Below are 20,718 nucleotides of genomic sequence, written 5' to 3'. Positions count from 1 at the left end.
AGCAGCATGGCTCCGGGCTGACGGTCCCGGCTCGGGCCTACTTCCTCTCGGGGTCGAGGCCGTGGGAGTGCTTGATGAAGAACGCACCGACGATGCCGAAGATCCCGACGGTCGCGGCGACGAAGAACGCGACATTGGCGCCGTGGACGAGACCGTCGATGCCGTACACCCGAGGGTCGCGGGAGGCCGAGGCCATGATGGTGACGAGGACCGCCGTGCCCACCGAGGCGGCGATCTGACGCAGCGTGTTGTTGAGCGCGGTCCCGTGCGGGACGAGTCGGGCCGGCAGCTGGTTGAGCGCCGCGGTGGTCACCGGCATCATCACCATCGCCACGCCGACCATCCTGACCGTGTTGACGATCGCCAGGTAGGCGAACGATGTGTCCGGGGTCAGCCGGGCGAACAGGAACGTGGTCACGGTGAGCAGGACGAAGCCGGGGATCGCGAGCCACTTCGCTCCGATCGCGTCGAAGAGGCGACCGGTGACCGGCGACATCAGTCCCATCACCACGGCCCCGGGCAGCAGCGCCAGACCGGACTCCATCGCGGTGTAGTCGTGCATGTTCTGCATGTAGAGCGGCAGGATCATCATGCCGCCGACCATGACGATGAAGACGAGCATGCCGAGGACCGTGTTGAGGGTGAACATGCGGTAGCGCAGGATGCGGAACTCGAGGATCGGCTGGTCGAGCCGCAGCTGCCGGCGGATGAAGACGACCAGGGCGACGACGCCCACGACCAGGGAGATGAGCACCTCGGCGCTGAGCCAACCCGCATCCCCGGCGGTTCCGAAGCCGAGGAGCAGGCCGCCGAAGCCGAGCGTCGACAGGATGATCGAGGCGACGTCGAGCTTGGGGAAGGTGCGCTCGGTGACGTTCCTCAGCATGAACCACGCGATGATCAGGTCGATGATCGCGATCGGCAGCATCATGTAGAACAGGACCTGCCAGGGGAAGTGGTCGACGATCCAGCCCGAGAGGGTCGGGCCGATGGCCGGGGCGAAGGCGATGACGAGACCGAACGTGCCCATCGCCGAGCCGCGCTTGTCGACGGGGAAGATCGCGAAGAGGATCGTCTGCATGAGCGGCATGATGATGCCGCCGCTCGAGGCCTGGATGACGCGGCCGATGAGCATGACCGGATAGACCGGCGCGATGGCGCAGATGACGGTGCCGAGGATGAACAGTCCCATCGCGGTGAAGAACAGCCCGCGGGTCGTGAACTTCTGGATGAGGAACGCGGTGACCGGGATCATGATCCCGTTGACGAGCATGAAGCTCGTCGTCACCCACTGAGCGGCGCCGGCCGTGATCGAGAAGTAGTCCATGAACACGGGCAGCGCCGTGTTGAGCAGGGTCTGGTTGAGGATGATGACGAAGGCGCCGGAGACGAGGACCGCGAGGACGACGTTCCGGTTGATCGGAGCTCCCTCGGCGCCGTTCTCCTGATCGCGTTCGTCGTGTCCCACGTCAATCCCCTCTCGCCGTCTCGTCGTCCGTGCAGTCGCGGCTTCCTCCCGTCGCCGAGGTGATGGCTGCGCCTCGGCGACGGGCAGGAGAGGTCACGACTGCCTCCGACAGGCTACCGCCGGGGTCAAGGAACTCACGACCTCTGAGCGGTCCCCGCGTCGTTCGTCACACGATGCGCGTCTCCGGCGACTTGGTCTCGGCCGGGTCCGTCACCGGGAGGTCACCGAGCGCCTCATCGATGCGGGCGAGCACCTCGGCGTCGAGCCTGACCCCTGAGGCTGCCGCATTCGACTCGACCTGCTCCGGCCGGGAGGCGCCGACGAGGGCGGCGGCGACGTTGTCATTGGCGAGCACCCACGCGATCGCCAGCTGGGCCATCGTCAGGCCGAGGTCGGCGGCGATCGGCTCGAGCTTCGCGACCGCGGTCAGGGTCTCGTCGTCGAGGTAGCGGGCGATCATGTCGGCCCCGCCCTTGGCGTCGGTGGCCCGGCTGCCTTCGGGCAGCGGCTGTCCCGGCCTGTACTTGCCGGTGAGCACCCCCTGGGCGATGGGCGACCACACGATCTGCGACAGGCCCAGCTCCTGGCAGGTGGGCACGACCTCGGCGTCGATGACGCGCCAGAGCATGTTGTACTGCGGCTGGTTCGAGATCAGCTGGATCCCCAGGTCCTGCGCCAGGGTGTGGGCGGCGCGGATCTCCTCGGCGCGCCATTCGCTGACGCCGATGTAGAGGGCCTTGCCCGCCCGGACCACATCGGCGAAGGCCTGCATGGTCTCCTCGAGCGGAGTCTCGTAGTCGTAGCGGTGGGCCTGGTAGAGGTCGACGTGATCGGTGCCGAGGCGGCGCAGGGAGCCGTTGATCGACTCCATGATGTGCTTGCGCGAGAGCCCGGTGTCATTGTGACCCTTGGGGCCGGTGGGGAAGTAGACCTTCGTGAAGATCTCCAGGGACTCCCGGCGCTCGCCCTTGAGAGCGTCGCCGAGGACCTGTTCGGCGACCGTGTTCGCGTAGACGTCGGCGGTGTCGAAGGTGGAGATGCCGGCGTCGAGGGCGGCGTGCACGCACGTCGTCGCGATGTCGTTCTCCACCTGCGAACCGTGCGTGAGCCAGTTCCCGTAGGTGATCTCCGAGATCTTCAGTCCGCTGTTTCCGAGGTATCTGTGCTCCATGCCACCACCCTACCCACACTTCGCCGAGGTGATGGAGGGGCAAATAGGCGGATGTCGATGAGTCCTCACCTCATTATCAGACCACTCAAAGGTTGGAGCTATTGAATTCAGAATATGTTCTGAAGTAGGGTGGAGGCATGTGTCCCCCTGATGCAACAGTGACTTTCCAATCTTCGGATCTGAGTAGATCCTCGGCCGAGGTTTTCGCTGCTGCCGCGGAGCAGCCTGTTCGGGTTACGCGCCGTGACGGTGAGTCCCTGGTGTTGATGACTGAGTCGGAAAATTCGGATCGCAACAATCTGCTGGAGTTGGCGGCGCAACTGATTGCCTCATCGACCCGAGCAGCTGGAAGCCTCACTGAGTGCATGGCGGATCGTTTCCCATGGATGCTGGCCCTGAGCGAGGGCGACCAGGAGACCTGCGCCCGCGACATCCTCAATGCGGCGAGGGCTTCGTTCTCGACTCATCAGGCCCACCTCGCTATTGCCGAGATCACTTCATGGCGGGAGACAGCAATCGCCATCGCCGCCGGACTGGGCGACGGTCGTGTTCAGTGGCTCGACGAGCCTGAGAATGTCGAACGGCCTTGACTGGTGGGTCGACATAGCAAAGTCGAGCGACCGATCAAGAAGTCGGAATACGAGCTCCGCTTTGCCTCGAGCCAGGCAAGAAAGGGCTGGCGGGATCTGCATGCCACTATCCGCAATTCACTCGCTGAATCGTGGGATTTTCTGACGAGGAGTCCTCTCGAGATCACACCAACCAACTACCCGCTCAGGGGAGAGCTGTCACATGTTTCGCGGAATGGGCAAGACCATGAGCGTTGGCAGCATAAGCCGACGCTCAAGGGTGATGCTCGGATCTGGTTCTTCGTTGACGATGGAGTGGTCTACTTGGAGAACGTCCACACCCATCACCCGAATGAGACGAAGTGAGATTCGTTGAGCTCAAAGCAGCTCAACTGACCACTTGAGCGGCTGCCGGATGATTATGTGCGACCGTCTCGCTCGACAACAAGTGTGGGCGGCCCGCCCGGCAATCTCTTTTAGATGACTGTTCATACTCTCACGCGTCCCGACGAGTTCTGCGGGTTCAGCTGCCCGCAGGCGAGAGCGGCCAGGGCGAGGCCGAAGCCGAGCACCTGGACGAGGTTGAGACTTTCGCCAGCGAAGACGACACCGAGGACCGCGGCGACCAGCGGTGAGAGCAGGCCGAGCAGCGCCGTGGCGGTGACCGGCAGCCGCCCGAGGCCGCGGAACCATAGTGTGTAGGCGAGCAGCCCGCCGATGATTCCCAGCCACAGGTAGCCGGCGACCGCCGTGCCGTCGACGGTGGGCACTCCCTCGATGAGCAGAGTAGGCACCAGGAGGACGAGACCGCCGGCCGCCAGCTGCCATCCGGCGAACCCGATCGCACTGAGACCGGCGGGTCGTCCCCAGCGCTTTGTGAGGACGACCCCGGTGCCCATCGATGCCGCACCGGCGATCCCGGCGAGGATGCCGAGGGGATCGAAGCCGGCTCCGGGGCCGAGCACCACCATCCCGACGCCGATGACGCCGACCACACCCCAGCCCAGGCGCCACCTGGACAGTCGTTCGCCGAGGACCAGTACGGCGAGGAACGCGACGAGGATCGGCTGAGTGGCCCCCAGCGTGGCCGCAACCCCGCCGGGCAGCCGCTCGGCGGTGGCGAAGAGCAGCGGGAAGAACAGTCCTATGTTCAGGGTGCCGAGGACGAACGCTTTCCACCACCACCCGCCCGTCGGCAGACGACGAGCGATGAGCAGCGCGATGAGACCCGCGGGAAGGGCTCGCATGAGCGCGGCGAACATCGGATGATCGGCGGGGAGCATCGCCGTGGTGACAATATACGTCGTTCCCCACACTGCAGGTGCCAAGGCCGTGGCCGCGGTTGCGCCGAGGCGGGATCCGGAGGAGGTCGGAACGGGGACAGGAGCGGGGGTGGTGGTCATGGTTCAAGCATCGAGGTGCACGATCGATGAGTCCAACACATGTTTCTCATCTCAGCGATCGTGATACATGATAGATCTATGGAGCTGCAGCAGCTGAGGTATGTCCTCGCCGTCGCCGAGGAGCGGAACTTCACTCGGGCCGCGGCGCGCTGTCACGTCGTGCAGTCCGCGCTCAGTCACCAGATCCAGTCGCTCGAGCGCGAACTGGGAGTGAGACTGTTCGCCCGCACCAGTCGTCGGGTCGAGCTCACGGAGGCGGGTGCGGCCTTCGTCCCGGCCGCCCGCGCCACACTCGATGCCGCTGAGCGCGCCGTCGCCGAGGCGGCCGTAGCGTCTGGGGAGATCCGTGGAAGCCTGACGATCGGAACGATTCCGACGGTCACCGCGGTCGACCTCGCCCGGGTCATCGCCGCCTTCCACCGCGCCCACCCGGCGGTGGGCATCCGACTGCGCGGAGGAGGCAGCGGTGCGTTCATCTCCTCGATCCGCGAGGGGGAGCTCGACCTCGCCGTGCTCGGGCTGCCCGAGTCCAGCGTCCCCGAGCGGGTGGCGACCCGGGTGCTCGCCCGCGAGCGCCTCGTCGCCGTCCTCCCCGCCGAGCATCGTCTCGCCTCTCGCCGCCGCCTTCGCCTGGCCGACCTCGCGGACGAGACCTTCATCGACTTCCCCACCGGCGGTGCCGGCCGCGCCCAGTCGGATCTGGCATTCACCGCCGCGGGGGTGACCAGGCGGGTGGCCTTCGAGACGGAGGGCATCGACCTCATGCTCGACCTCGTCGACGAGGGCCTCGGAGTCGCACTCCTGGCCCCAGCCATCGTCCCGACCGACCGTCGATTGGTGACGGTCGCACTGACCGACGGGCCATCGAGGATCGAGTACCTCGCGTGGAGCGACTTCAACCCGAGCCCCGCGACGCTCGCGTTCCTCGAGATCCTCGACGCCCACCTCGTCGCGAGCTGAATCCCAGCACCCGCCGAACCTGCCGGTCTCAGGAGTTGCGGCGGCGCTCCCGCAGGATCGCGGGGAGGCCGAAGTAGATCGGCGGCCGGGTCGAGACGGCGGCGGCGCGGGAGTCCGGCTCCCGTTCACCGCTGGTCGTCGAGCCGGTGGGAACCCGATCCCGATCGCCGTCGCTCGGTGGTTCGGCGCTCAGCGCCCATGCGCTCTCCCAGCTGATCAGCTCGCCCGCGTGGCAGACGGGGTCCCCGCCCGACTCCGGCGGCTCCGCCCACAGCCACAGGTTCGCCCCGTACTCGATGAGCGTGAGCTTCGCGTCCTGTCCTCGCGCCGTGCTCTCTGCGACCAGCAGCGCTCGCAGCCTCGCCGAGGCGGCCTCGAGCTCCGTCCACCCGTCATGGCGGTGGGGGAGGAAGACCCACGTCCCCGCCGGGACGTCCGAGATCGCCTCGGCGTCGAGCTCATCGACCGAGAGGACCTCGACGACGCCGCCCTGCCCGAGTGCTGCCAGGAGTTCGCCGAAGCAGGCGTCGACGACCTCCGGGGACGGGGCGACGACGATGATGTGGGCGGCTTCGGCGCGGATCTCCTCGATGCCGACGCGGCTCAGGGGGTTCGCGCGCATCTGCGCGAGCACCGGGGTCCATCGGCCGGGCACCGGCGCCTCGGCGGCGAAGCCGTCCAACTGCGGTCGCTGATCGTCGTGTCGCATCGTCGAAAGTCCTCTCGCCGAGGTGGTCCACTGTCATCCTATTCCCCGCCCGCAAGGAGGTGCCGAGGAAGATCGCGCCCGGGAAGAGCCGCTGATTCCGGAACCGCATCCGTGAGCTCAGCGACGCCGGGGCCTCCCCGGCAAGTGCCGAGGCGATGGACGTCGCCGAGGCACAGGGGGAGCACGTCGGCCGGTGGTTCCAGGGGCCCCCGACGACTAAGCTCGGATCACATGCGTGAGACTTCCCCTTCATCCCGCAGCACCGCACCGCGAGCGGGCGCATCGCCGCCCGGCCCGGTGCGGCCACCCCGCTCGCAGCCGGCGCGGCCACCCCGCACCCGTTCGGCGGGATCGAGCGGATTCGCGCTCGCCGCCGCGACGACCGCACTGCTGGTGTCCCTGTCCGGTTGCGCGGTCCTCGACGCCGCCGCCTCGACCTCCGCGGAGCAGAGCGACGCCCCGAGCACCTCGAGCGGCCACACTGCCGCCGAGGGGCAGGCCGCCGGGAGCGGGTCTCCCGGCTCGACCGAGGAGCCGGATGCGACGGGCTCCGGAGGCGGAGCCGCAGGCGCGACCGGATCGGCTCGTGCCATGCTCGCCGAGATCGAGGTCAAGGGGCGCGCCCCGAAGACCGGCTACGATCCGGACCTGTTCAAGTGGCGCTCGGACGTCGACCACAACGGCTGCGACACCCGCAACGACGTGCTCCGCCGTGACCTCGCCGCGATCACCCTCAAGGACGACGGGTGCGTCGTCACCGCCGGTGAGCTCGACGATCCCTACGCCGGCGAGACCCATGCCTTCGACCGCAGTCCGCACACCGTCGACATCGACCATGTCGTCGCCCGCTCCGACGCCTGGCAGACGGGAGCCTTCGCGTTCGACGAGGAGACACTGCGCGGGTTCGGCAACGACCCGCTCAATCTGCTCGCCGTGAGCTCCACGCTCAATCGGCAGAAGGGCGACGGTGACGCCGCGACCTGGCTGCCGCCGAACAAGGGCTTTCGCTGCGAGTACGTCGCGCGGCAGATCGCTGTCAAGTACAAGTACGAACTGTGGGTGGTCGCGGCCGAGAAGGCGGCGATGGAGAGAGTGCTCGACACCTGCCCCGAGCAGCCGTCCTTCGCCGAGGACGTTGACTGGCCGGCCCCGGGCAGTGGGCGTTTGAGCAGCGGGGAAGGAGCGGGGGGTTCCGGGGACCCGGCTCGGTTCGACAACTGCGCCGCCGCCCGGTCGGCCGGTGCCGCTCCTGTTCGCCGAGGCGACCCCGGCTACGGCGAGCACCTCGACCGGGACGGCGACGGGATCGCCTGCGAGCGGTGACCGGCCTCGGCGACCGGACCCTGTCGAGGCCGTCTCGTTCGCGGGCACCCGACGGAATCGAGGTCAATCCGGTCCGGGATCACTGAGGGAAGTCGGACCGGAATGACCTCGATCGGTGCTCAGGCGTCGGCGGCGGCTCGTGACGTCGAGCGAGAGCGCTTCCGCGACCCCTTCTTCCGGCCCCGGAAGATCAGCTGATCGAGGCTGAGGCGGCCCGGGCCGGCCGCCGCCAGCAGCAGGGCTCCGGCGGCCAGTGCCGCGACGAGCTCCCAGCCTCCCTGGTCGACGAACACCCCGGAATCGAGGTGGACGAGGATCATCGCGCCGATCATGTTCACCGCGAGCAGGGCGCCGACGAGGGGAGTGAGCGCACCGAGGATGAGCAGCGCGCCGCCGATGAGCTCGACGTAGGTGGAGAACGGGGCGGCGATGTCGGACGCCGGCACGCCCATCTGATGGAACGACTGCGCCGTTCCCGCGACCGTCCATTCGCCGAACTTCTGCCATCCGTGGGCGATGAAGATGATGCCCAGGCCGACCCTGGCCACGAGGGTGGCGATATCGCGGACGACGATCGGGAGTCCAGTGGTGGCGTACACGCCTACCTCCATTGAGTAGTTGAAATTGCAACTGAACGGTACGTGCTGAACATGGTGGTTCCCTGACAGCCCCTGACGCGCGAAGTCCCCCGACTGCGGTGCGGGAGAGTCGACCGCGCCGCAGTCGGGGGACCGAGCCGGAGGTGCCATGCGGCCCGGGAGCTGGCGTGCCCGGGGATCGGGCCGCCGTTCGGGCCGGCAGAGACTCAGCGGCTGACGAGCTTGAAGAACGTGCTGTCGCTGCCGTCCGACTTCTGCTCCTGGTAGAGGAAGGCGAGGTTCTCGTCGTCGAACTTCTGGAACCAGTCGTCCCAGCTGATGTGCTCGAGGTCGTCCTCGCCGGAGCCTCCGGGGAAGTCGATGCGCAGGACGCCGGGATCGCCTCCCGATTCGGTCGACCGCACGCTGGCGGGCTTGCCGTCGTGGGTCTCGACCCAGCTGCGGATCTCGTCGTGGTCGGTGGTCGTCGTGCTCTGTGATGTCATCGGTCATGTCCCTTCTCGTCGTGTGATCAGGTCAAGCCGTGATCGCGGCAGTGCCGCCGGTCACGTTTCCACGCTACCACCGGCCGGCAGGGGGCGCTGTCGGACAGTGCGAAGGCGCCGAGGTCGGTGAGGGGCACCGGCGCGACCGAACCCTGGAACACTGCTCGGGGTGCGTGGAACAATGGCGGAGGAACGCCAGGGCGGGATGGACGGAAGATGAACATGGTGACCAGTGAGAACGCGGTGACTGATCGAGCACATGCGCAGACAGCGTCGTCCCCTGCGGCGAGCTCGCCGCAGGCGCAGGGTGTGCCCGCGTCGGCGGACGGCCGCCTCGGCACGGGGCGCGGGGCCGCGGTCATCATCGCGTCCACCTCGGCGGCGAGGGGAGAGGCCGCCGACACGACGGGGCCGATCCTCGTCGACTGGCTGCGCTCGCGCGGCTACGACTGCCCCGACGCGATCGTCGTCCGCGACGGCGAACCCGTGGGCCAGGCGCTGCGCTCCCTGCTCATCGACACCCCCGAGGACCGCCGCCCGCGGATCGTCGTCACCAGCGGCGGGACGGGGCTCGCCCCGGACGACCGGACCCCGGAATTCACCGCCGAGCTGCTCGAGCGCCAGTCTCCCGGCCTCGTCTACGCGATGTGGCGCAAGGGGCTCGAGTCGACCGCCTCGGCGGTGATGAGCCGGGGCGTCGCGGGAGTGCGCGGCCGCACCTTCGTCGTCAACTTCCCCGGATCGAAGGGCGGGGTCAGGGATGGGATCGCCGTCATCGACGAGCTACTCGAGCACATCCAGACCTCGATCGAGGACACGACCGACCACGGCCCGAGGGTCTGATCGCCATGCAGCAGCGCCGCGCGGTCCGCGCCCGCGTCCACCGCTTCGATGCCACCGGCGAGATCTCTGCCGGTCCCGATTCCCTGGCGGGGGAGGAGCCCCTGGAGATCCGCCTCGACGGCGAGCAGTTCTCCGTGACGATGCGCACCCCGGGCAACGACGTCGAGCTCATCGCCGGCTACCTCCTCTCCGAGGGCATCGTCACCGGCATGGACGAGATCGAGGAGATCGACTTCTCCGCCGGCCTCGCCCCCGACGGCTCCCGCAACTACAACGTCGCCCTCGTCCGGCTGCGCCGCGGCACCTGGGACGCGGACAGCGCACCCGCCCGCTCGGTCTACACCTCGTCGTCGTGCGGCATCTGCGGCACCGCGGCCCTCGACGCGGTCACCAAGACGTCGGCCTATCCGCTCATCCCCGCCTCCTGCCACCTCGGCGCGGTGGACGAGGACGGTGGGTATCGGTTCCCGCCCCTCATCACCGCCGCCCGGGTCGCCGAGCTCCCCGATCGCCTCCGCGAGGGCCAAAGCGTCTTCGACAGGACCGGCGGAGTCCACGCCGCGGCGCTGTTCGCCGTCGGCGACGAACCCGACGCCGAACCCGAGCTGCTCGTCACCCGAGAGGACGTCGGCCGCCACAATGCCGTCGACAAGGTCATCGGCTGGGCGATGGCGAACCGGAGCCTTCCGCTGAGCCGGACGGTCATCCAGGCGTCCGCGCGGGCCTCGTTCGAGCTCGTGCAGAAATCGGCGATGGCGGGGATCCCCCTGCTCTCGGCAGTGAGCGCACCCTCGGCGCTCGCGGTCGATCACGGCAGGAACGTGGGGGTGAGCGTGATCGGCTTCAATCGCAAGGGCCGCTTCAACGCCTACTCCTACCCCGAGCGCATCGTCTGAGCTCCCGCAGGCCTGCGCGGCCGCACGCCGGGGATCACGAACCACCGCCCCGCGCCTCGTCGATCCTCAGTCGGTGGAGCCCTGACCCGAGTCGGTCGCGATGCGCTGGCGCAGACGCTGACCGTGGGTGAGTCGTTTGACGTCCACGTCCGAGTCGAAGTTCGAGCCCAGGGCGCCCGCCGCCACCCCGAGGGCGGCGCTGAGCCAGGCGATGTCGAGGTAGTTCGTGATCGAGACGTCGACGTCGAGCGTGAGCCCCAGGTACTCGGAGTCGATGACGACGAGGCTGCCGAGGAAGATGAAGACGACGAGGAAGATGTAGAGGCCGAGGGTGCAGGCGAACAGGGTGAGGATCGTCGAGAAGTTGTAGAGCAGGACGATCGAGGCCCGGCTCTCGTTCGGGGGGACGTCCCAGAGGCGATGGGAGGCGATGAGCCAGAGCACCATGCCGACCATCGTCATCAGCCCGATCGAGAGCAGGCGCGGCGTCGAGAGGTAGCTGGCCAGCTGCCAGATCGACGAGTAGAAGATGCCGAAGGCGCCCGCCGCGGCGGCACCGGCGAGCACGCCCGAGAGCTTGGGCATCGTGCGCCAGGGATCGTTGGCGGCGACCATGCCCATGAGGAGTCTGACGTTGCCCGCGGCGCGGGATGAGGAGAGCATCTGTGCGCCCGACTCGTCGTTCTTCGACCAGCGGCAGAAGCTGAGCGTGGGCTGCCGGATGTCGCGGCGGAGGAAATGCGGTCGCATCCTCTCGATGCAGCTCATCAGGGTGTCGAGGATGCGGACGTTGGGACGGATCGCGCCCACCGCGGTGGCGCAGACGACGGCGACGCGGCGGTCCGCGAAGACCTCCGCGACGAGGGGGCGGCGGTTGACGTGCCGCGGGGCCTCGACGAGGACGAGGATGATGTCGACGTGGTCGTATTCGTCGACGGCGGCTTCGATGCTGTTGTGGTCGATCTCGTAATGCGGGGTCATGAGGATCGTCTCGACCCGGGTGGTGAGGTGGACGTCGGGCTCGAGATCGTTGTTGAGGCGCTCATCGAGACTGTCGAGGATGCCGCCGAGGCGACGGCTGGGGAATCCGGGGTCGGTGATGAGGAGGATCTCGAGCTGGGGGCGAGGATCGTTCACCGTCTCTCCCTTCCATGATGGCGGACGTGGGCAGATGCGCATTCGAGCATGTGTGTGAGCCGTCGGAGAGAGAACCTGAGCCGCCTCGGCGGCGTCCCGGTCAGTTGGGGTCGAGGCTGCGCGGATCCCTCGCCTGCGGCTTCTCGACGACGACCACCGAGGCGGCGGTCTCCTCCGGCGGCGGCAGGTACCTCGCGGCGATCGGGCAGGTCGTCACGACGGGAAGACGCCGATTGGCCACATCCTTCATCGCCAGCGAGACGAGCTCGGCACAGTGCTGATCGGCATCCTCCGGCTCGATCGCCTCGAGATAGTGGAACAGCACCCGGTCCTTCTCGACCTTGTAGTGAAGGGAGGCGACCAGCTTGCCGGGCAGGTAGAGGTCGAACTTCGACGCGCCCCTGTTGTCGAGCATGGTGTACATGAGGCTCCTGGAAGACTCGTGCAGCACTGTATGAGGTTGCCACTCCCGACCCCGACAAGGAGGTCGAGGCCCTGGCCAGTCCACGTACGGCGAACGGTGCGAGAGCCGAGTGAAACCACAGCGTGACTGGCAGGCGGGTGGTTACCTCGTCAGTGTAGACGAGCCCGCGGACAAAAAGGGCACTTGTGACCGAATCGAGAGATTCGCGTCCGCGAACTCCCCTCGCCCCCGCCTCGGCGCCGGGGCGACCCGTCTCACCTGCGCTTCTCACAGGTTCGCCCGGGAATCGAGGAGTTCGCGCACCGCGCTCTCGGTGACGGGGAACCTCGGCGGGGCCTCTCCGTCGAGGAAGGCGTCGAAGAGCCTGGGATCGATGTAGGAGTCCTGGGTGACCTTCGGGGTGTCGGCGAGGAACTGCGCCGTCACGTCGACGGCCTCCTTGATGAGCGTGCGCAGGTCCTTGGCCGTGAAGTCGTCCCCGGTCACCGTGCGGATGTAGTCGTTGATCGCCTCGGCGCCGAGGTTCCTCCACGTTCCGTGGTCGTCGCGGGCACCCAGCAGCTGCTCCGCGGGAGCGCGGCCGAGCATCGGGCGCAGGGCCTTGGCGAGGTCGCTGTCCTCGAGGCTCACGGTCCATTCCTGTCCTCCCTTTCCTGTGAACTGCAGGGACAGGGCGCTGCCGTGGACCCTCGCGTGGTGGACCTCGAGGGTCGAGACGCCGTAGGTGCCGTTGGTGCGCGCGTACTCCCGGCTGCCGATCCGCATGCCCGTCGAGTCGAGGATCCGGAACGCCATGGCCTGGGCCCGGCGCGCCGTCGTGCCGCGCGAACGGAGGTCGAGAGTGACCTTCCGGCGGGCGTTCGGCAGGGCCCACCCGAGGGACAGGGAGCGGTCGAACTTCTCGGCCTGCCTCTCGGCCACCCAGTCCGGGTGGTAGATGTACTGCCGACGGCCCGCGCCGTCGACCCCGGTGGCCTGGATGTGACCGTCGGGTCGGGGACAGATCCACACCTCGCGCCAGGCCGGCGGGATGGCCAGGGATCGGATCCGCTCGAGGTCCTCACCGGGGGTCACCTTCGTCCCGTCGGCGCGCAGATAGTAGAAGCCCTTTCCGGCGCCCTTCCTCCGGATCCCGTCCGTCGCGGGATCGACGTGGACGATTCGCCCCACGTGCCACCTCTCCTCCCTGGTCCCGGCGGTGCATCGACCCATCCGGGCCGACGATACCCATTCTCGGCGGGAATCGTCGGCGCACAAGGGGACTGGACAGAACCGCGAATCCGTCCTAGGGGCGCCCGCCGCTCGCCTCCGCGGCCGGCGCCGGCACATGTGGTCCGAGCACTGCCCCGCACGCGCCGGCGGGCATGTCCCGAGGGACTCGCGGACATGGGAACTGAGGTACATGCTCGACTTCCGTCCCTGGTGGGAGGACAATACACTCAGTTCCGTTCCCTGCGGCCGGGACGTCGACCGATCTCCGCGCCGCATCGCACGACGAGTGGTTCCAGGAGGTTCGATGAGAGAAGGACGAGCCTCGGACACACGGCCTCCGCTGCGGCTGCTCACCGCCGGAGTCGCCGCTCTCGTCCTCGCGCTCAGCGGATGCGTGACCGCCGAGGGCGGGGCCTGGGGAGACCTCGCCCGCGCCGTTCAGACGACCACCTCGGCGGTCGAATCCGTCGCCGTCACCTTCCGGCAGTACGAGGACGATCGCACCCTGTCGACGGTCGCGGAGACGAACTGCGAGGAGATGCTCAGCCAGGTCGAGAAGTCCCACCAGCAGGTCTTCACGCTCACCGTCGACTCCGCCGACCAGTCCGAGGCCCGCCAGAGGGTCCTCGACGAACTCTCCGCCGGCGCCAAGGCGATTGCGAGCACGCAGGACTACATCGAGGGCACGAGCAGCAGCGATCCCGAGACGCTCGCCACTCGACTCGCGGAGTCCACCGACCGCCTCACCGAGCTCGAGGCCACCCTGGAGGCGAAGCAGTGAAGAAGTTCGTCGGGGTCCTCCTCGGGCTGCTGTCGGCGATCGGCGGCTTCGTCGACATCGGGGACCTGGTCGTCAACGCCCAGGTCGGATCCCGCTTCGGCCTGTCCCTGGCGTGGGTGCTCGTCGTCGGCGTCATCGGCGTCTGCGTCTTCACCCAGATGTCGGGACGGGTGAGCGCGGTGAGCAAGAGGGCGACGTTCGAGATCATCCGCGAGCGGCTGGGCCCCCGGGCCGGCCTCGCCAACCTCTCCGCGTCCTTCCTCATCAACCTGCTCACCCTCGCCGCCGAGATCGGCGGCATCGCACTCGCCCTGCAGCTGGCCAGCAGCGTCAGCTACCTGCTCTGGGTGCCGGTCGCGGCGTTCGCCGTGTGGCTGATCATCTGGCGGGTGAAGTTCTCGACGATGGAGAAGACCGTCCCGTTCGTCGGCCTCGCGCTCGTCGCGTTCGGCATCGCCGTGTTCCTGCTCAGCCCCGACTGGGGTGAGCTCTTCGACCAGGCGTTCGCGCCGTCGGTGCCCGGCAGCGAGCACATCGCGACCTACTGGTACTTCGCGATCTCCATCTTCGGCTCCGCGATGACCCCCTACCAGGTGCTCTTCTACTCCTCGAGCGCGATCGAGGAGAAGTGGTCGCCGGAGAAGATCGCCGAGTCCCGTCGCAACGTCATCATCGGCTTCCCCGTCGGCGCCCTCATCGCGCTGGCGATCTCCGCCTGCGCCGCGATCGTCCTCTTCCCGCAGGGCATCGAGGTCAGCTCCCTGTCGCAGGTCGTGGCCCCCGTCGCCGAGGCGGGCGGCAAGCTGCTCCTGGCCGTCGTCATCCTCGGCATCGTCGCCGCCACCGTGGGAGCGGCCCTCGAGTCGACGCTGTCGACCGGGTACATGCTCTCCCAGTTCTTCGGCTGGCGCTGGGGCAAGACCCGCAGGCCGACCCACGCCGCCCGCTTCCACGTCTCGATCATGGTGTGCGTGCTCATCGGCATCGGCATCCTGTGCACCGGGGTCGACCCCGTCCAGGTGACCGAGCTGTCGGTGGTGTTCTCCGCGATCGCCCTGCCCCTGACCTACCTGCCGGTCCTCATCGTCGCCAACGACCGGCAGTACATGGGCGAGCACGTCAACGGTCCCGTGACGAACGCCGTGGCGCTCATCTACCTCGTCATCGTCGTCGCGGCCTCGGTCGCGGCGATCCCCCTGATGATCATCACCGGAGCAGGATCATGACAGAGCCCAAGCACCTCGACGCGAAGCTGCACATCATCGACCGGCAGATCCACGACAGGGACGGGGACCCCGTCGCCGTCGTCGACGACCTCGAGATCAGCAACATCCCCCAAGGGCAGGAGCTCGACCCCGAGGCCGATGCCCCCGTGCTCACGAACCTCCTCACCGGCCCGGTGCTCGCGACCCGGATCTTCGGCGGTCGCCCGCCCTCGTCGCGGTGGCACCGGATCCCCTGGGAGAACGTCACCGACGTGGGGGTGACCGTCGACCTCGACCTGCCGCGCGACGAGATGGCCGCGGCCTGGGTCGAGCGCTGGATGCAGCGCCACGTCATCTCGCGGATCCCCGGGGGCACCCATGATTCTCAGTGAGCTCTTCGACGCCGAGGTGGTCGACGCAACCGGTGCGCGCCTCGGCTGGGTCCTCGACCTGCGCTTTCGCCGCGGCACACCCGGATCGACGGATTCGAGGCTGGAGGCGCTCATCGTCGGCGGTCACCGCCGGGTGCCGTTCCTCGGCTACGAACGCGCGGGGATGAACCGGCCCTGGATCTTCGCCCACTTCCTCCACCGCATCCACCGCGACTCCCTGCTCATCCCCTGGAGCGAAGTCGCCCGGTACGATCCCGGTCGCCTCACCCTGCGCGCGGACCACGCCTCCGAACCGCTCATGGATCCCGGCTCGGGCGATGTGCGCCGGACCCAGGGGCGCATCGAGCAGAGGACCCGGCGGGATCCCGGGGCGGGACCCGAGCCGCGCAAGCCCGGGACCGCAGGCGGTGAAAGTATGTGAGTCTCGCCTGCGCGATGACAAGCAACCCTGGCATTGGAACAATGAGCGAATCGTTCGATGACCAGGTGGGGATGCGTCCCCACCTCGCAAAACCTCATCAGGAGGACCAGCAATGACGGCACAGGTGTTCAGTGATCGCACTCAGACCGCCCCGCTTCCCCGAGGGCCCGTCAGCGAGGCGCTGATCGCCGTGCTCACCTCCGACTCCGAGGTCGCCCGGGCCGACCTCGAGGTCCTCCGCGCACGGGTCGTCACGGCCCTCGAGGAGACCGACGACCTCTTCGTCGACGAGGATCTGCAGCTGACCCTCTTCCTCCTCTACCTCCTCCACTACGGACCCGCCGATTTCATCACCGGCGACTGGGAATGGAACCCGGGTCTCATCGGCATCCGCCGCCTCATCGAGGCCCAGCTCGAGGCCGCGCTCCGGGTGCGGGTTCCACTGCCCGTTCAGCTGCCGGCCACGGGGGAGGACGTCGCCGCCGCCCTGTTCGAGATGACCGCGGACGCGGCCAGGCCCACCCTGGCGACATGGGCGGCGCGGAACGCCTCGGTGGAGCAGATGCGCGAGTTCCTCATCCAGAAGTCGATCTACACCCTGCGCGAGGCCGACCCCCACTCGTGGGCGATCCCGCGCCTGCGGGGCCGGGCGAAGGCCGCTCTCGTCGAGATCCAGGCCGACGAGTACGGGGGAGGGGACCCGCAGCGGGTCCATGCCGAGATCTTCGCCCGCACCCTGCGCGGCTTCGGCCTCGACGACACCCCCGACGCCTACCTCGACGTCGTGCCGGCCGTCACCCTCAACTCCCTCAACACGATGAGCTTCTTCGGGCTCAACCGGCGACTGCGCGGCGCGATCGTCGGCCACCTCGCGGCGTTCGAGATGACCTCGTCGATCCCGAACAAGTTCTACTCCCGGGCGTTCGGCCGCCACGACTGCGGCGACGAGGTCACCGACTACTTCGACGAGCACGTCGAGGCCGATGCTGTCCACGAGCAGATCGCCGGCCGAGACCTCGCCGGAGGACTCGCCGACTCCGATCCCGACCTCATCGCCGACATCATCTTCGGTGCCTCGGCATGCCTCTACGTCGATGACCTCGTCGGCACGCACATGCACGAGAGCTGGACGGCGGGACGGAGCTCGCTGCGAGACCTCCCCGCCACCCCATGACCGGGGCGGCGGAGCCCGGCGGTCCGCGCCTGCCGGTGCACTACCTGCTGCCACTGCGCTGGAAGGACGACAAGGGGATCGACGACCTCGCCGACTACCTCGGCTCGCTCGTGCCCCATGTCGACGTCATCCTCGTCGACGGCTCCGACGCCGAACGCCGCGCCGAGCACCGGGCGGCCCTGCCCGCAGGGATCACGGTCCTCGACTGCGACCGCAGAGCCTGCCGCAACGGGAAGGTCGCCGGGGTGCTCGCCGCCCTGCCCACGCTGTGGCGGCCGCTGACGATCATCGCCGACGACGACGTCCGCTATGACCCTGCGGACCTGCACCGGGTCGTCGAGCTGCTCGACGGCGCCGACCTCGTCATCCCCCAGAACCACTTCCGCCCGGCGGATCACCGGCGGCTGCCCTGGCACGCCGACTGGGACACTGCCCGGACGCTGATCAACCGCGCCCTGGGATCGGACTTCCCGGGCACGCTGGCCCTGCGCACCGAGATGCTCGCCGGCGGCTACGACGGCGACGTCCTGTTCGAGAACCTCGAGCTGATCCGGACCGTCCGCGCCCGCGGCGGCACCGTGCGCAGCGCCCGCGACCTCTTCGTCGCCCGCCGCCCTCCCGCGACCACAGGCTTCATCGACCAGCGGATCCGGCAGGCGTACGACAGCTGGGCGCAGCCGGCACGATTCCTCGCCGAGCTCTCCGTGCTGCCGCTCGCGGCGACCCTGCTCAGACGGCCCGTGCCGGCGGTGGCCGCGACCCTCCTCGTCATCGCCGTCGCCGAAGCGGGGCGCCGGCGCGCCTCGGGCACGGAGGTGTTCTCGCCCACCGCGAGCCTGTGGGCGCCGCTGTGGGTGGGGGAGCGGGCCATCTGCGCGTGGATCGCCCTGTGGCTGGGGCTGCGCGGAGGAGTGAAGTACCACGGGACGAGGCTGCGCCTCGCGGCGCACTCGCAGCGCCGACTGGACAGAGAGTGGAGACGATGACGAACGAATCCGAACCGGTGATCATCACGCCCTGCCCCGACGGGCCTCTGCTCGTGCGCGGGGACTTCCGGATCGCGCCGGCGCCGGGTCGTCCCGCCGAGGCCCCGGGCCGCAAGGTCGTGGCCCTGTGCCGCTGCGGCAAGAGCGGGATCCCGCCGATGTGCGACGGCTCCCACAAGCTCGTCGGCTTCCGCGCCCCGGCCCCCGAGAAATCGGCGCCCGAGAATCCGGCGCCCGACCGGGAACCGGATCCCGGAGACGCGCCGAGCCCCGGGGAGTGACCCGCCCGCGGCCAGGTACCGGCTCCCGGACAGGAGACGGCCCCCGAGGCGGACCGACCGTGCCTGCGCACTGATCGCCCGCCTCGGGGCGCAGGTCCCTGGCTCCTCAGCTCTCCGCGCGGGCCCAGGCGCGGTGCTCGGCGAGGTCGTCGGCGATCCGGTCGACGATGCTCGAGAGGTCGTCGTCGCAGTGGACTCCCGGGTCGCTCGACCGGATGCCGTACTTCTCCATCCACTCCGACGACCTGCGGTGGGCGCCGATGGACTTGAGGTGGCGCCACGCCTCGGAGACGAGCCGATCGATCTCGACCGTGAGCTCCACCTCCTCGGCGAAGATCAGGGCGTCGAGTTCGACCGAGGACATCGTCATGTAGGTCCGCTCGATCGCGACCGTCGAGCCGCCGGCGCTGATGCTCCCGCCCACCGGGGCGATGAGGATCGGCACCATGCCGGCCTTCGCGATGGCGTCGTGGGCCTCGAGCGCCTGCTCCGGGGCGGTCGCGCTGCCGGTGACGATGCCGACCTTCCGCCCCTCGATCGGCCACCGCCGGCCGAGCTGGGACAGGGCCGGGCTCGGCTCGACCTCCGCGGGCTTCACCTGCGGCTTCGGCACCTCGAGACCGAGACCCTGGGCGACGGTGCGGGCGAGATCGGCGTCGACGGAGGCGAGCACCTCGACCTGCCGCTTCCGGATCGTCTCCTCGTAGCACTTGCCGAGCTCGAAGATGAACGCATCCGCCAGGTGCGCCTGCTCGATGGGTGTGAGGCTGAGCCAGAACAGGCGCGGCTGCGAGAAGTGGTCGTCGAAGGTCTGCGGCGTCTCACGGACCTTCCTCGCCTCGGCGACCCGGGTGGGCACCTCGACGAACGTGTGGTCGTCGTCGGCGGGGGCGGCGAAGGGGTTGCCGCCGTCGAGCGAGTTCGGCTTGTAGGGGGCGGCCCCGCGATGGACCGCCGTCTGGTGCATGCCGTCGCGGAACATGTCGTTGACCGGGCAGTGCGGGCGGTTGATCGGCAGCTGGGAGAAGTTCGGCCCGCCGAGGCGGGTGAGCTGGGTGTCGAGGTAGGAGAACAGGCGCCCCTGCAGCAGCGGGTCATTGGTGACGTCGATTCCCGGGACCAGGTGGCCGGGGTGGAAGGCGACCTGCTCCGTCTCGGCGAAGAAGTTGCTCGGGTTCCGGTCGAGGGTGAGCAGGCCCACCGGCTGGACGGGGGCGAGCTCCTCGGGCACGATCTTCGTCGGATCGAGGAGGTCGATGCCCTCGAACATCTCGTCATCGCTGTCGCCGAACACCTGGATGCCGAGCTCCCACTGCGGGCAGGCCCCGGCCTCGATGGCGTCGGCGAGGTCGCGGCGGTGGAAGTCGGGGTCGACCCCGTTGACCATCTGCGCCTCCTCCCAGATCAGGGAGTGGACGCCCGCCTTGGGCTTCCAGTGGAACTTCACGAGAGTCGTCTCGCCGGCGGCGTTCTCCAACCGGAAGGTGTGGATGCCGAAGCCCTCCATCGTCCGGTACGACCGGGGGATCGCGCGGTCGGACATCTGCCACATCGTGTGGTGGGTCGCCTCGGTGTGCAGGGACACGAAGTCCCAGAACGTGTCGTGGGCGCTCTGCGCCTGCGGGATCTCCCGGTCCGGATGCGGTTTGGCCGCGTGCACGATGTCGGGGAACTTGATCGCGTCCTGGACGAAGAAGACGGGGAAATTGTTGCCGACGAGGTCGAAGACGCCGTCGGACGTGTAGAACTTCGTCGCGAAGCCACGGGTGTCGCGCACGGCGTCGGCCGAACCGCGGTTGCCGACGACGGTGGAGAAGCGGGTGAAGACCTCGGTCTCGACGTCCTTCTGGAGGAACGCGGCCTTCGTCACCTTCGCGGCGCTGCCGTAGGAGACGAACGTGCCGTGGGCGGCGGCGCCGCGGGCGTGGACGACGCGCTCGGGGATGCGCTCGTGGTCGAAGTGGGTGATCTTCTCCCGGAAGTGGTGGTCCTGCATGAGCAGGGGACCGCGGCGGCCGGCCTTGAGGGAGTGGTCGGTGTCGGGAACCCGGGCGCCCTGGGCGGTGGTCTGGAAGGCGCCCTGCTGCGCCTGGTCGGCCTGGGTGTCGGCGCTCGGCGCACCCGTCGGGGACAGTGGGCGCGGACCGCTCTGATCGGGTTTGGGCGGCAGCGGCGGCTGCGGAGTCGTGGGCTCCTCGAACTCCGGGGTGCGCGGGCCGGGCTTGCCCGGAATGGTGGGCCGGTCGTCGTGTGCCATCTCGTTCTCCTTCGTCAGGCTG

The 20,718-nt window shown here is 68.8% G+C and carries 22 protein-coding genes; 12 read left to right on the top strand and 10 right to left on the bottom strand.

Annotated features, from left to right (window positions below):
- Positions 1-37 precede the first annotated feature (37 nt).
- On the bottom strand, positions 38-1,468 hold the full coding sequence (locus DFO65_RS06725; protein ID WP_113903666.1) for an MDR family MFS transporter: 1,431 nt from the start codon (positions 1,466-1,468) through the stop codon (positions 38-40).
- 166 nt (positions 1,469-1,634) lie between these two features.
- The gene (locus DFO65_RS06720) at positions 1,635-2,639 is read right to left on the bottom strand and encodes an aldo/keto reductase family protein (RefSeq protein ID WP_113903665.1); all 1,005 of its coding nucleotides are present in this window, start codon (positions 2,637-2,639) and stop codon (positions 1,635-1,637) included.
- Positions 2,640-2,905: 266 nt separating this feature from the next.
- Between DFO65_RS06720 and DFO65_RS06715 the strand changes: the two genes are divergently transcribed.
- Positions 2,906-3,229 (top strand): prevent-host-death protein, encoded by a 324-nt coding sequence (locus DFO65_RS06715; protein WP_342766912.1) that lies wholly within the window; start codon positions 2,906-2,908, stop codon positions 3,227-3,229.
- Between the two features lie 467 nt (positions 3,230-3,696).
- Here the strand turns inward: DFO65_RS06715 and DFO65_RS06705 are convergent, their stop codons facing one another.
- The gene (locus DFO65_RS06705) at positions 3,697-4,611 is read right to left on the bottom strand and encodes an EamA family transporter (RefSeq protein WP_113903662.1); all 915 of its coding nucleotides are present in this window, start codon (positions 4,609-4,611) and stop codon (positions 3,697-3,699) included.
- A gap of 78 nt (positions 4,612-4,689) precedes the next feature.
- Between DFO65_RS06705 and DFO65_RS06700 the strand changes: the two genes are divergently transcribed.
- Positions 4,690-5,571: a LysR family transcriptional regulator gene (locus DFO65_RS06700; RefSeq protein ID WP_113903661.1), complete on the top strand. Its 882-nt coding sequence runs from the start codon at positions 4,690-4,692 to the stop codon at positions 5,569-5,571.
- Between the two features lie 28 nt (positions 5,572-5,599).
- On the opposite strand, the gene DFO65_RS06695 is transcribed toward DFO65_RS06700, so the two are convergent.
- The gene (locus DFO65_RS06695; protein WP_113903660.1) at positions 5,600-6,280 is read right to left on the bottom strand and encodes a hypothetical protein; all 681 of its coding nucleotides are present in this window, start codon (positions 6,278-6,280) and stop codon (positions 5,600-5,602) included.
- Between the two features lie 231 nt (positions 6,281-6,511).
- Between DFO65_RS06695 and DFO65_RS06690 the strand changes: the two genes are divergently transcribed.
- Positions 6,512-7,603 (top strand): GmrSD restriction endonuclease domain-containing protein, encoded by a 1,092-nt coding sequence (locus DFO65_RS06690; protein WP_113903659.1) that lies wholly within the window; start codon positions 6,512-6,514, stop codon positions 7,601-7,603.
- Between the two features lie 119 nt (positions 7,604-7,722).
- Here DFO65_RS06690 and DFO65_RS06685 read toward each other — a convergent pair whose 3' ends face one another.
- Together DFO65_RS06685 and DFO65_RS06680 are read right to left on the bottom strand one after the other, a co-directional pair.
- Complete coding sequence (locus DFO65_RS06685) at positions 7,723-8,202, bottom strand: DoxX family protein (RefSeq protein ID WP_245940513.1); 480 nt, start codon at positions 8,200-8,202, stop codon at positions 7,723-7,725.
- Between the two features lie 206 nt (positions 8,203-8,408).
- Positions 8,409-8,687, bottom strand: coding sequence for a hypothetical protein (locus tag DFO65_RS06680; protein WP_113903657.1), 279 nt, complete (start codon positions 8,685-8,687; stop codon positions 8,409-8,411).
- A gap of 243 nt (positions 8,688-8,930) precedes the next feature.
- Here DFO65_RS06680 and DFO65_RS06675 point away from each other — a divergent pair, with 243 nt between their 5' ends.
- Positions 8,931-9,530 (top strand): MogA/MoaB family molybdenum cofactor biosynthesis protein, encoded by a 600-nt coding sequence (locus tag DFO65_RS06675; RefSeq protein WP_342766911.1) that lies wholly within the window; start codon positions 8,931-8,933, stop codon positions 9,528-9,530.
- Positions 9,531-9,535: 5 nt separating this feature from the next.
- The gene (gene fdhD / locus DFO65_RS06670) at positions 9,536-10,426 is read left to right on the top strand and encodes a formate dehydrogenase accessory sulfurtransferase FdhD (RefSeq protein WP_113903656.1); all 891 of its coding nucleotides are present in this window, start codon (positions 9,536-9,538) and stop codon (positions 10,424-10,426) included.
- A gap of 66 nt (positions 10,427-10,492) precedes the next feature.
- Here fdhD and DFO65_RS06665 read toward each other — a convergent pair whose 3' ends face one another.
- The 3 genes from DFO65_RS06665 to DFO65_RS06655 all read right to left on the bottom strand — a co-directional run bounded on the left by DFO65_RS06665 (position 10,493) and on the right by DFO65_RS06655 (position 13,157).
- Positions 10,493-11,563: a hypothetical protein gene (locus DFO65_RS06665; RefSeq protein WP_113903655.1), complete on the bottom strand. Its 1,071-nt coding sequence runs from the start codon at positions 11,561-11,563 to the stop codon at positions 10,493-10,495.
- Positions 11,564-11,663: 100 nt separating this feature from the next.
- A complete protein-coding gene (locus DFO65_RS06660; protein ID WP_113903654.1) occupies positions 11,664-11,987 on the bottom strand; it encodes a hypothetical protein in 324 nt (107 codons plus the stop codon).
- Between the two features lie 267 nt (positions 11,988-12,254).
- Positions 12,255-13,157, bottom strand: coding sequence for a DNA topoisomerase IB (locus DFO65_RS06655; protein WP_181778652.1), 903 nt, complete (start codon positions 13,155-13,157; stop codon positions 12,255-12,257).
- A 346-nt stretch (positions 13,158-13,503) separates the two neighbouring features.
- Here DFO65_RS06655 and DFO65_RS06650 point away from each other — a divergent pair, with 346 nt between their 5' ends.
- The 7 genes from DFO65_RS06650 (at position 13,504) to DFO65_RS06620 (ending at position 18,439) form a co-directional block, all read left to right on the top strand.
- Positions 13,504-13,980: a hypothetical protein gene (locus tag DFO65_RS06650; RefSeq protein WP_113903652.1), complete on the top strand. Its 477-nt coding sequence runs from the start codon at positions 13,504-13,506 to the stop codon at positions 13,978-13,980.
- Positions 13,977-15,206, top strand: a complete 1,230-nt coding sequence (locus tag DFO65_RS06645) for an NRAMP family divalent metal transporter (RefSeq protein ID WP_113903651.1) — start codon at positions 13,977-13,979, stop codon at positions 15,204-15,206. Before DFO65_RS06650 ends, DFO65_RS06645 begins: the two co-directional genes overlap by 4 nt.
- Positions 15,203-15,577, top strand: a complete 375-nt coding sequence (locus DFO65_RS06640; protein WP_113903650.1) for a hypothetical protein — start codon at positions 15,203-15,205, stop codon at positions 15,575-15,577. Before DFO65_RS06645 ends, DFO65_RS06640 begins: the two co-directional genes overlap by 4 nt.
- Positions 15,564-15,998, top strand: coding sequence for a PRC-barrel domain-containing protein (locus tag DFO65_RS06635; RefSeq protein ID WP_113903649.1), 435 nt, complete (start codon positions 15,564-15,566; stop codon positions 15,996-15,998). Before DFO65_RS06640 ends, DFO65_RS06635 begins: the two co-directional genes overlap by 14 nt.
- A gap of 112 nt (positions 15,999-16,110) precedes the next feature.
- Positions 16,111-17,172 (top strand): iron-containing redox enzyme family protein, encoded by a 1,062-nt coding sequence (locus DFO65_RS06630; protein WP_113903648.1) that lies wholly within the window; start codon positions 16,111-16,113, stop codon positions 17,170-17,172.
- On the top strand, positions 17,169-18,158 hold the full coding sequence (locus tag DFO65_RS06625; RefSeq protein WP_113903647.1) for a glycosyltransferase family 2 protein: 990 nt from the start codon (positions 17,169-17,171) through the stop codon (positions 18,156-18,158). The genes DFO65_RS06630 and DFO65_RS06625 overlap by 4 nt, the downstream gene beginning before the upstream one ends.
- Positions 18,155-18,439 carry a CDGSH iron-sulfur domain-containing protein gene (locus DFO65_RS06620; protein ID WP_113903899.1) on the top strand — a complete coding sequence of 95 codons (285 nt, stop codon included), beginning with the start codon at positions 18,155-18,157 and terminating at the stop codon, positions 18,437-18,439. Before DFO65_RS06625 ends, DFO65_RS06620 begins: the two co-directional genes overlap by 4 nt.
- A 106-nt stretch (positions 18,440-18,545) precedes the next feature.
- Here the strand turns inward: DFO65_RS06620 and DFO65_RS06615 are convergent, their stop codons facing one another.
- Positions 18,546-20,696, bottom strand: coding sequence for a catalase (locus DFO65_RS06615; protein ID WP_113903646.1), 2,151 nt, complete (start codon positions 20,694-20,696; stop codon positions 18,546-18,548).
- Between the last annotated feature and the right edge of the window lie 22 nt (positions 20,697-20,718).

It is taken from the genome of Brevibacterium sanguinis, from assembly GCF_003315415.1.
Taxonomy (GTDB): Bacteria; Actinomycetota; Actinomycetes; order Actinomycetales; family Brevibacteriaceae; genus Brevibacterium; species Brevibacterium celere_A.
This window is presented reverse-complemented; position numbering and strand designations above follow the sequence as displayed.

Excerpts from the sequence above, each read along its gene's own strand:
- DFO65_RS06720 (WP_113903665.1), bottom strand. The coding sequence starts at position 2,639 with ATGGAGCACAGATACCTCGGAAACAGCGGACTGAAGATCTCGGAGATC.
- DFO65_RS06715 (WP_342766912.1), top strand. The coding sequence starts at position 2,906 with ATGACTGAGTCGGAAAATTCGGATCGCAACAATCTGCTGGAGTTGGCG.
- DFO65_RS06705 (WP_113903662.1), bottom strand. The coding sequence starts at position 4,611 with ATGACCACCACCCCCGCTCCTGTCCCCGTTCCGACCTCCTCCGGATCC.
- DFO65_RS06700 (WP_113903661.1), top strand. The coding sequence starts at position 4,690 with ATGGAGCTGCAGCAGCTGAGGTATGTCCTCGCCGTCGCCGAGGAGCGG.
- DFO65_RS06695 (WP_113903660.1), bottom strand. The coding sequence starts at position 6,280 with ATGCGACACGACGATCAGCGACCGCAGTTGGACGGCTTCGCCGCCGAG.
- DFO65_RS06690 (WP_113903659.1), top strand. The coding sequence starts at position 6,512 with ATGCGTGAGACTTCCCCTTCATCCCGCAGCACCGCACCGCGAGCGGGC.
- DFO65_RS06680 (WP_113903657.1), bottom strand. The coding sequence starts at position 8,687 with ATGACATCACAGAGCACGACGACCACCGACCACGACGAGATCCGCAGC.
- fdhD (WP_113903656.1), top strand. The coding sequence starts at position 9,536 with ATGCAGCAGCGCCGCGCGGTCCGCGCCCGCGTCCACCGCTTCGATGCC.
- DFO65_RS06660 (WP_113903654.1), bottom strand. The coding sequence starts at position 11,987 with ATGTACACCATGCTCGACAACAGGGGCGCGTCGAAGTTCGACCTCTAC.
- DFO65_RS06650 (WP_113903652.1), top strand. The coding sequence starts at position 13,504 with ATGAGAGAAGGACGAGCCTCGGACACACGGCCTCCGCTGCGGCTGCTC.
- DFO65_RS06640 (WP_113903650.1), top strand. The coding sequence starts at position 15,203 with ATGACAGAGCCCAAGCACCTCGACGCGAAGCTGCACATCATCGACCGG.
- DFO65_RS06635 (WP_113903649.1), top strand. The coding sequence starts at position 15,564 with ATGATTCTCAGTGAGCTCTTCGACGCCGAGGTGGTCGACGCAACCGGT.
- DFO65_RS06630 (WP_113903648.1), top strand. The coding sequence starts at position 16,111 with ATGACGGCACAGGTGTTCAGTGATCGCACTCAGACCGCCCCGCTTCCC.
- DFO65_RS06625 (WP_113903647.1), top strand. The coding sequence starts at position 17,169 with ATGACCGGGGCGGCGGAGCCCGGCGGTCCGCGCCTGCCGGTGCACTAC.
- DFO65_RS06620 (WP_113903899.1), top strand. The coding sequence starts at position 18,155 with ATGACGAACGAATCCGAACCGGTGATCATCACGCCCTGCCCCGACGGG.
- DFO65_RS06615 (WP_113903646.1), bottom strand. The coding sequence starts at position 20,696 with ATGGCACACGACGACCGGCCCACCATTCCGGGCAAGCCCGGCCCGCGC.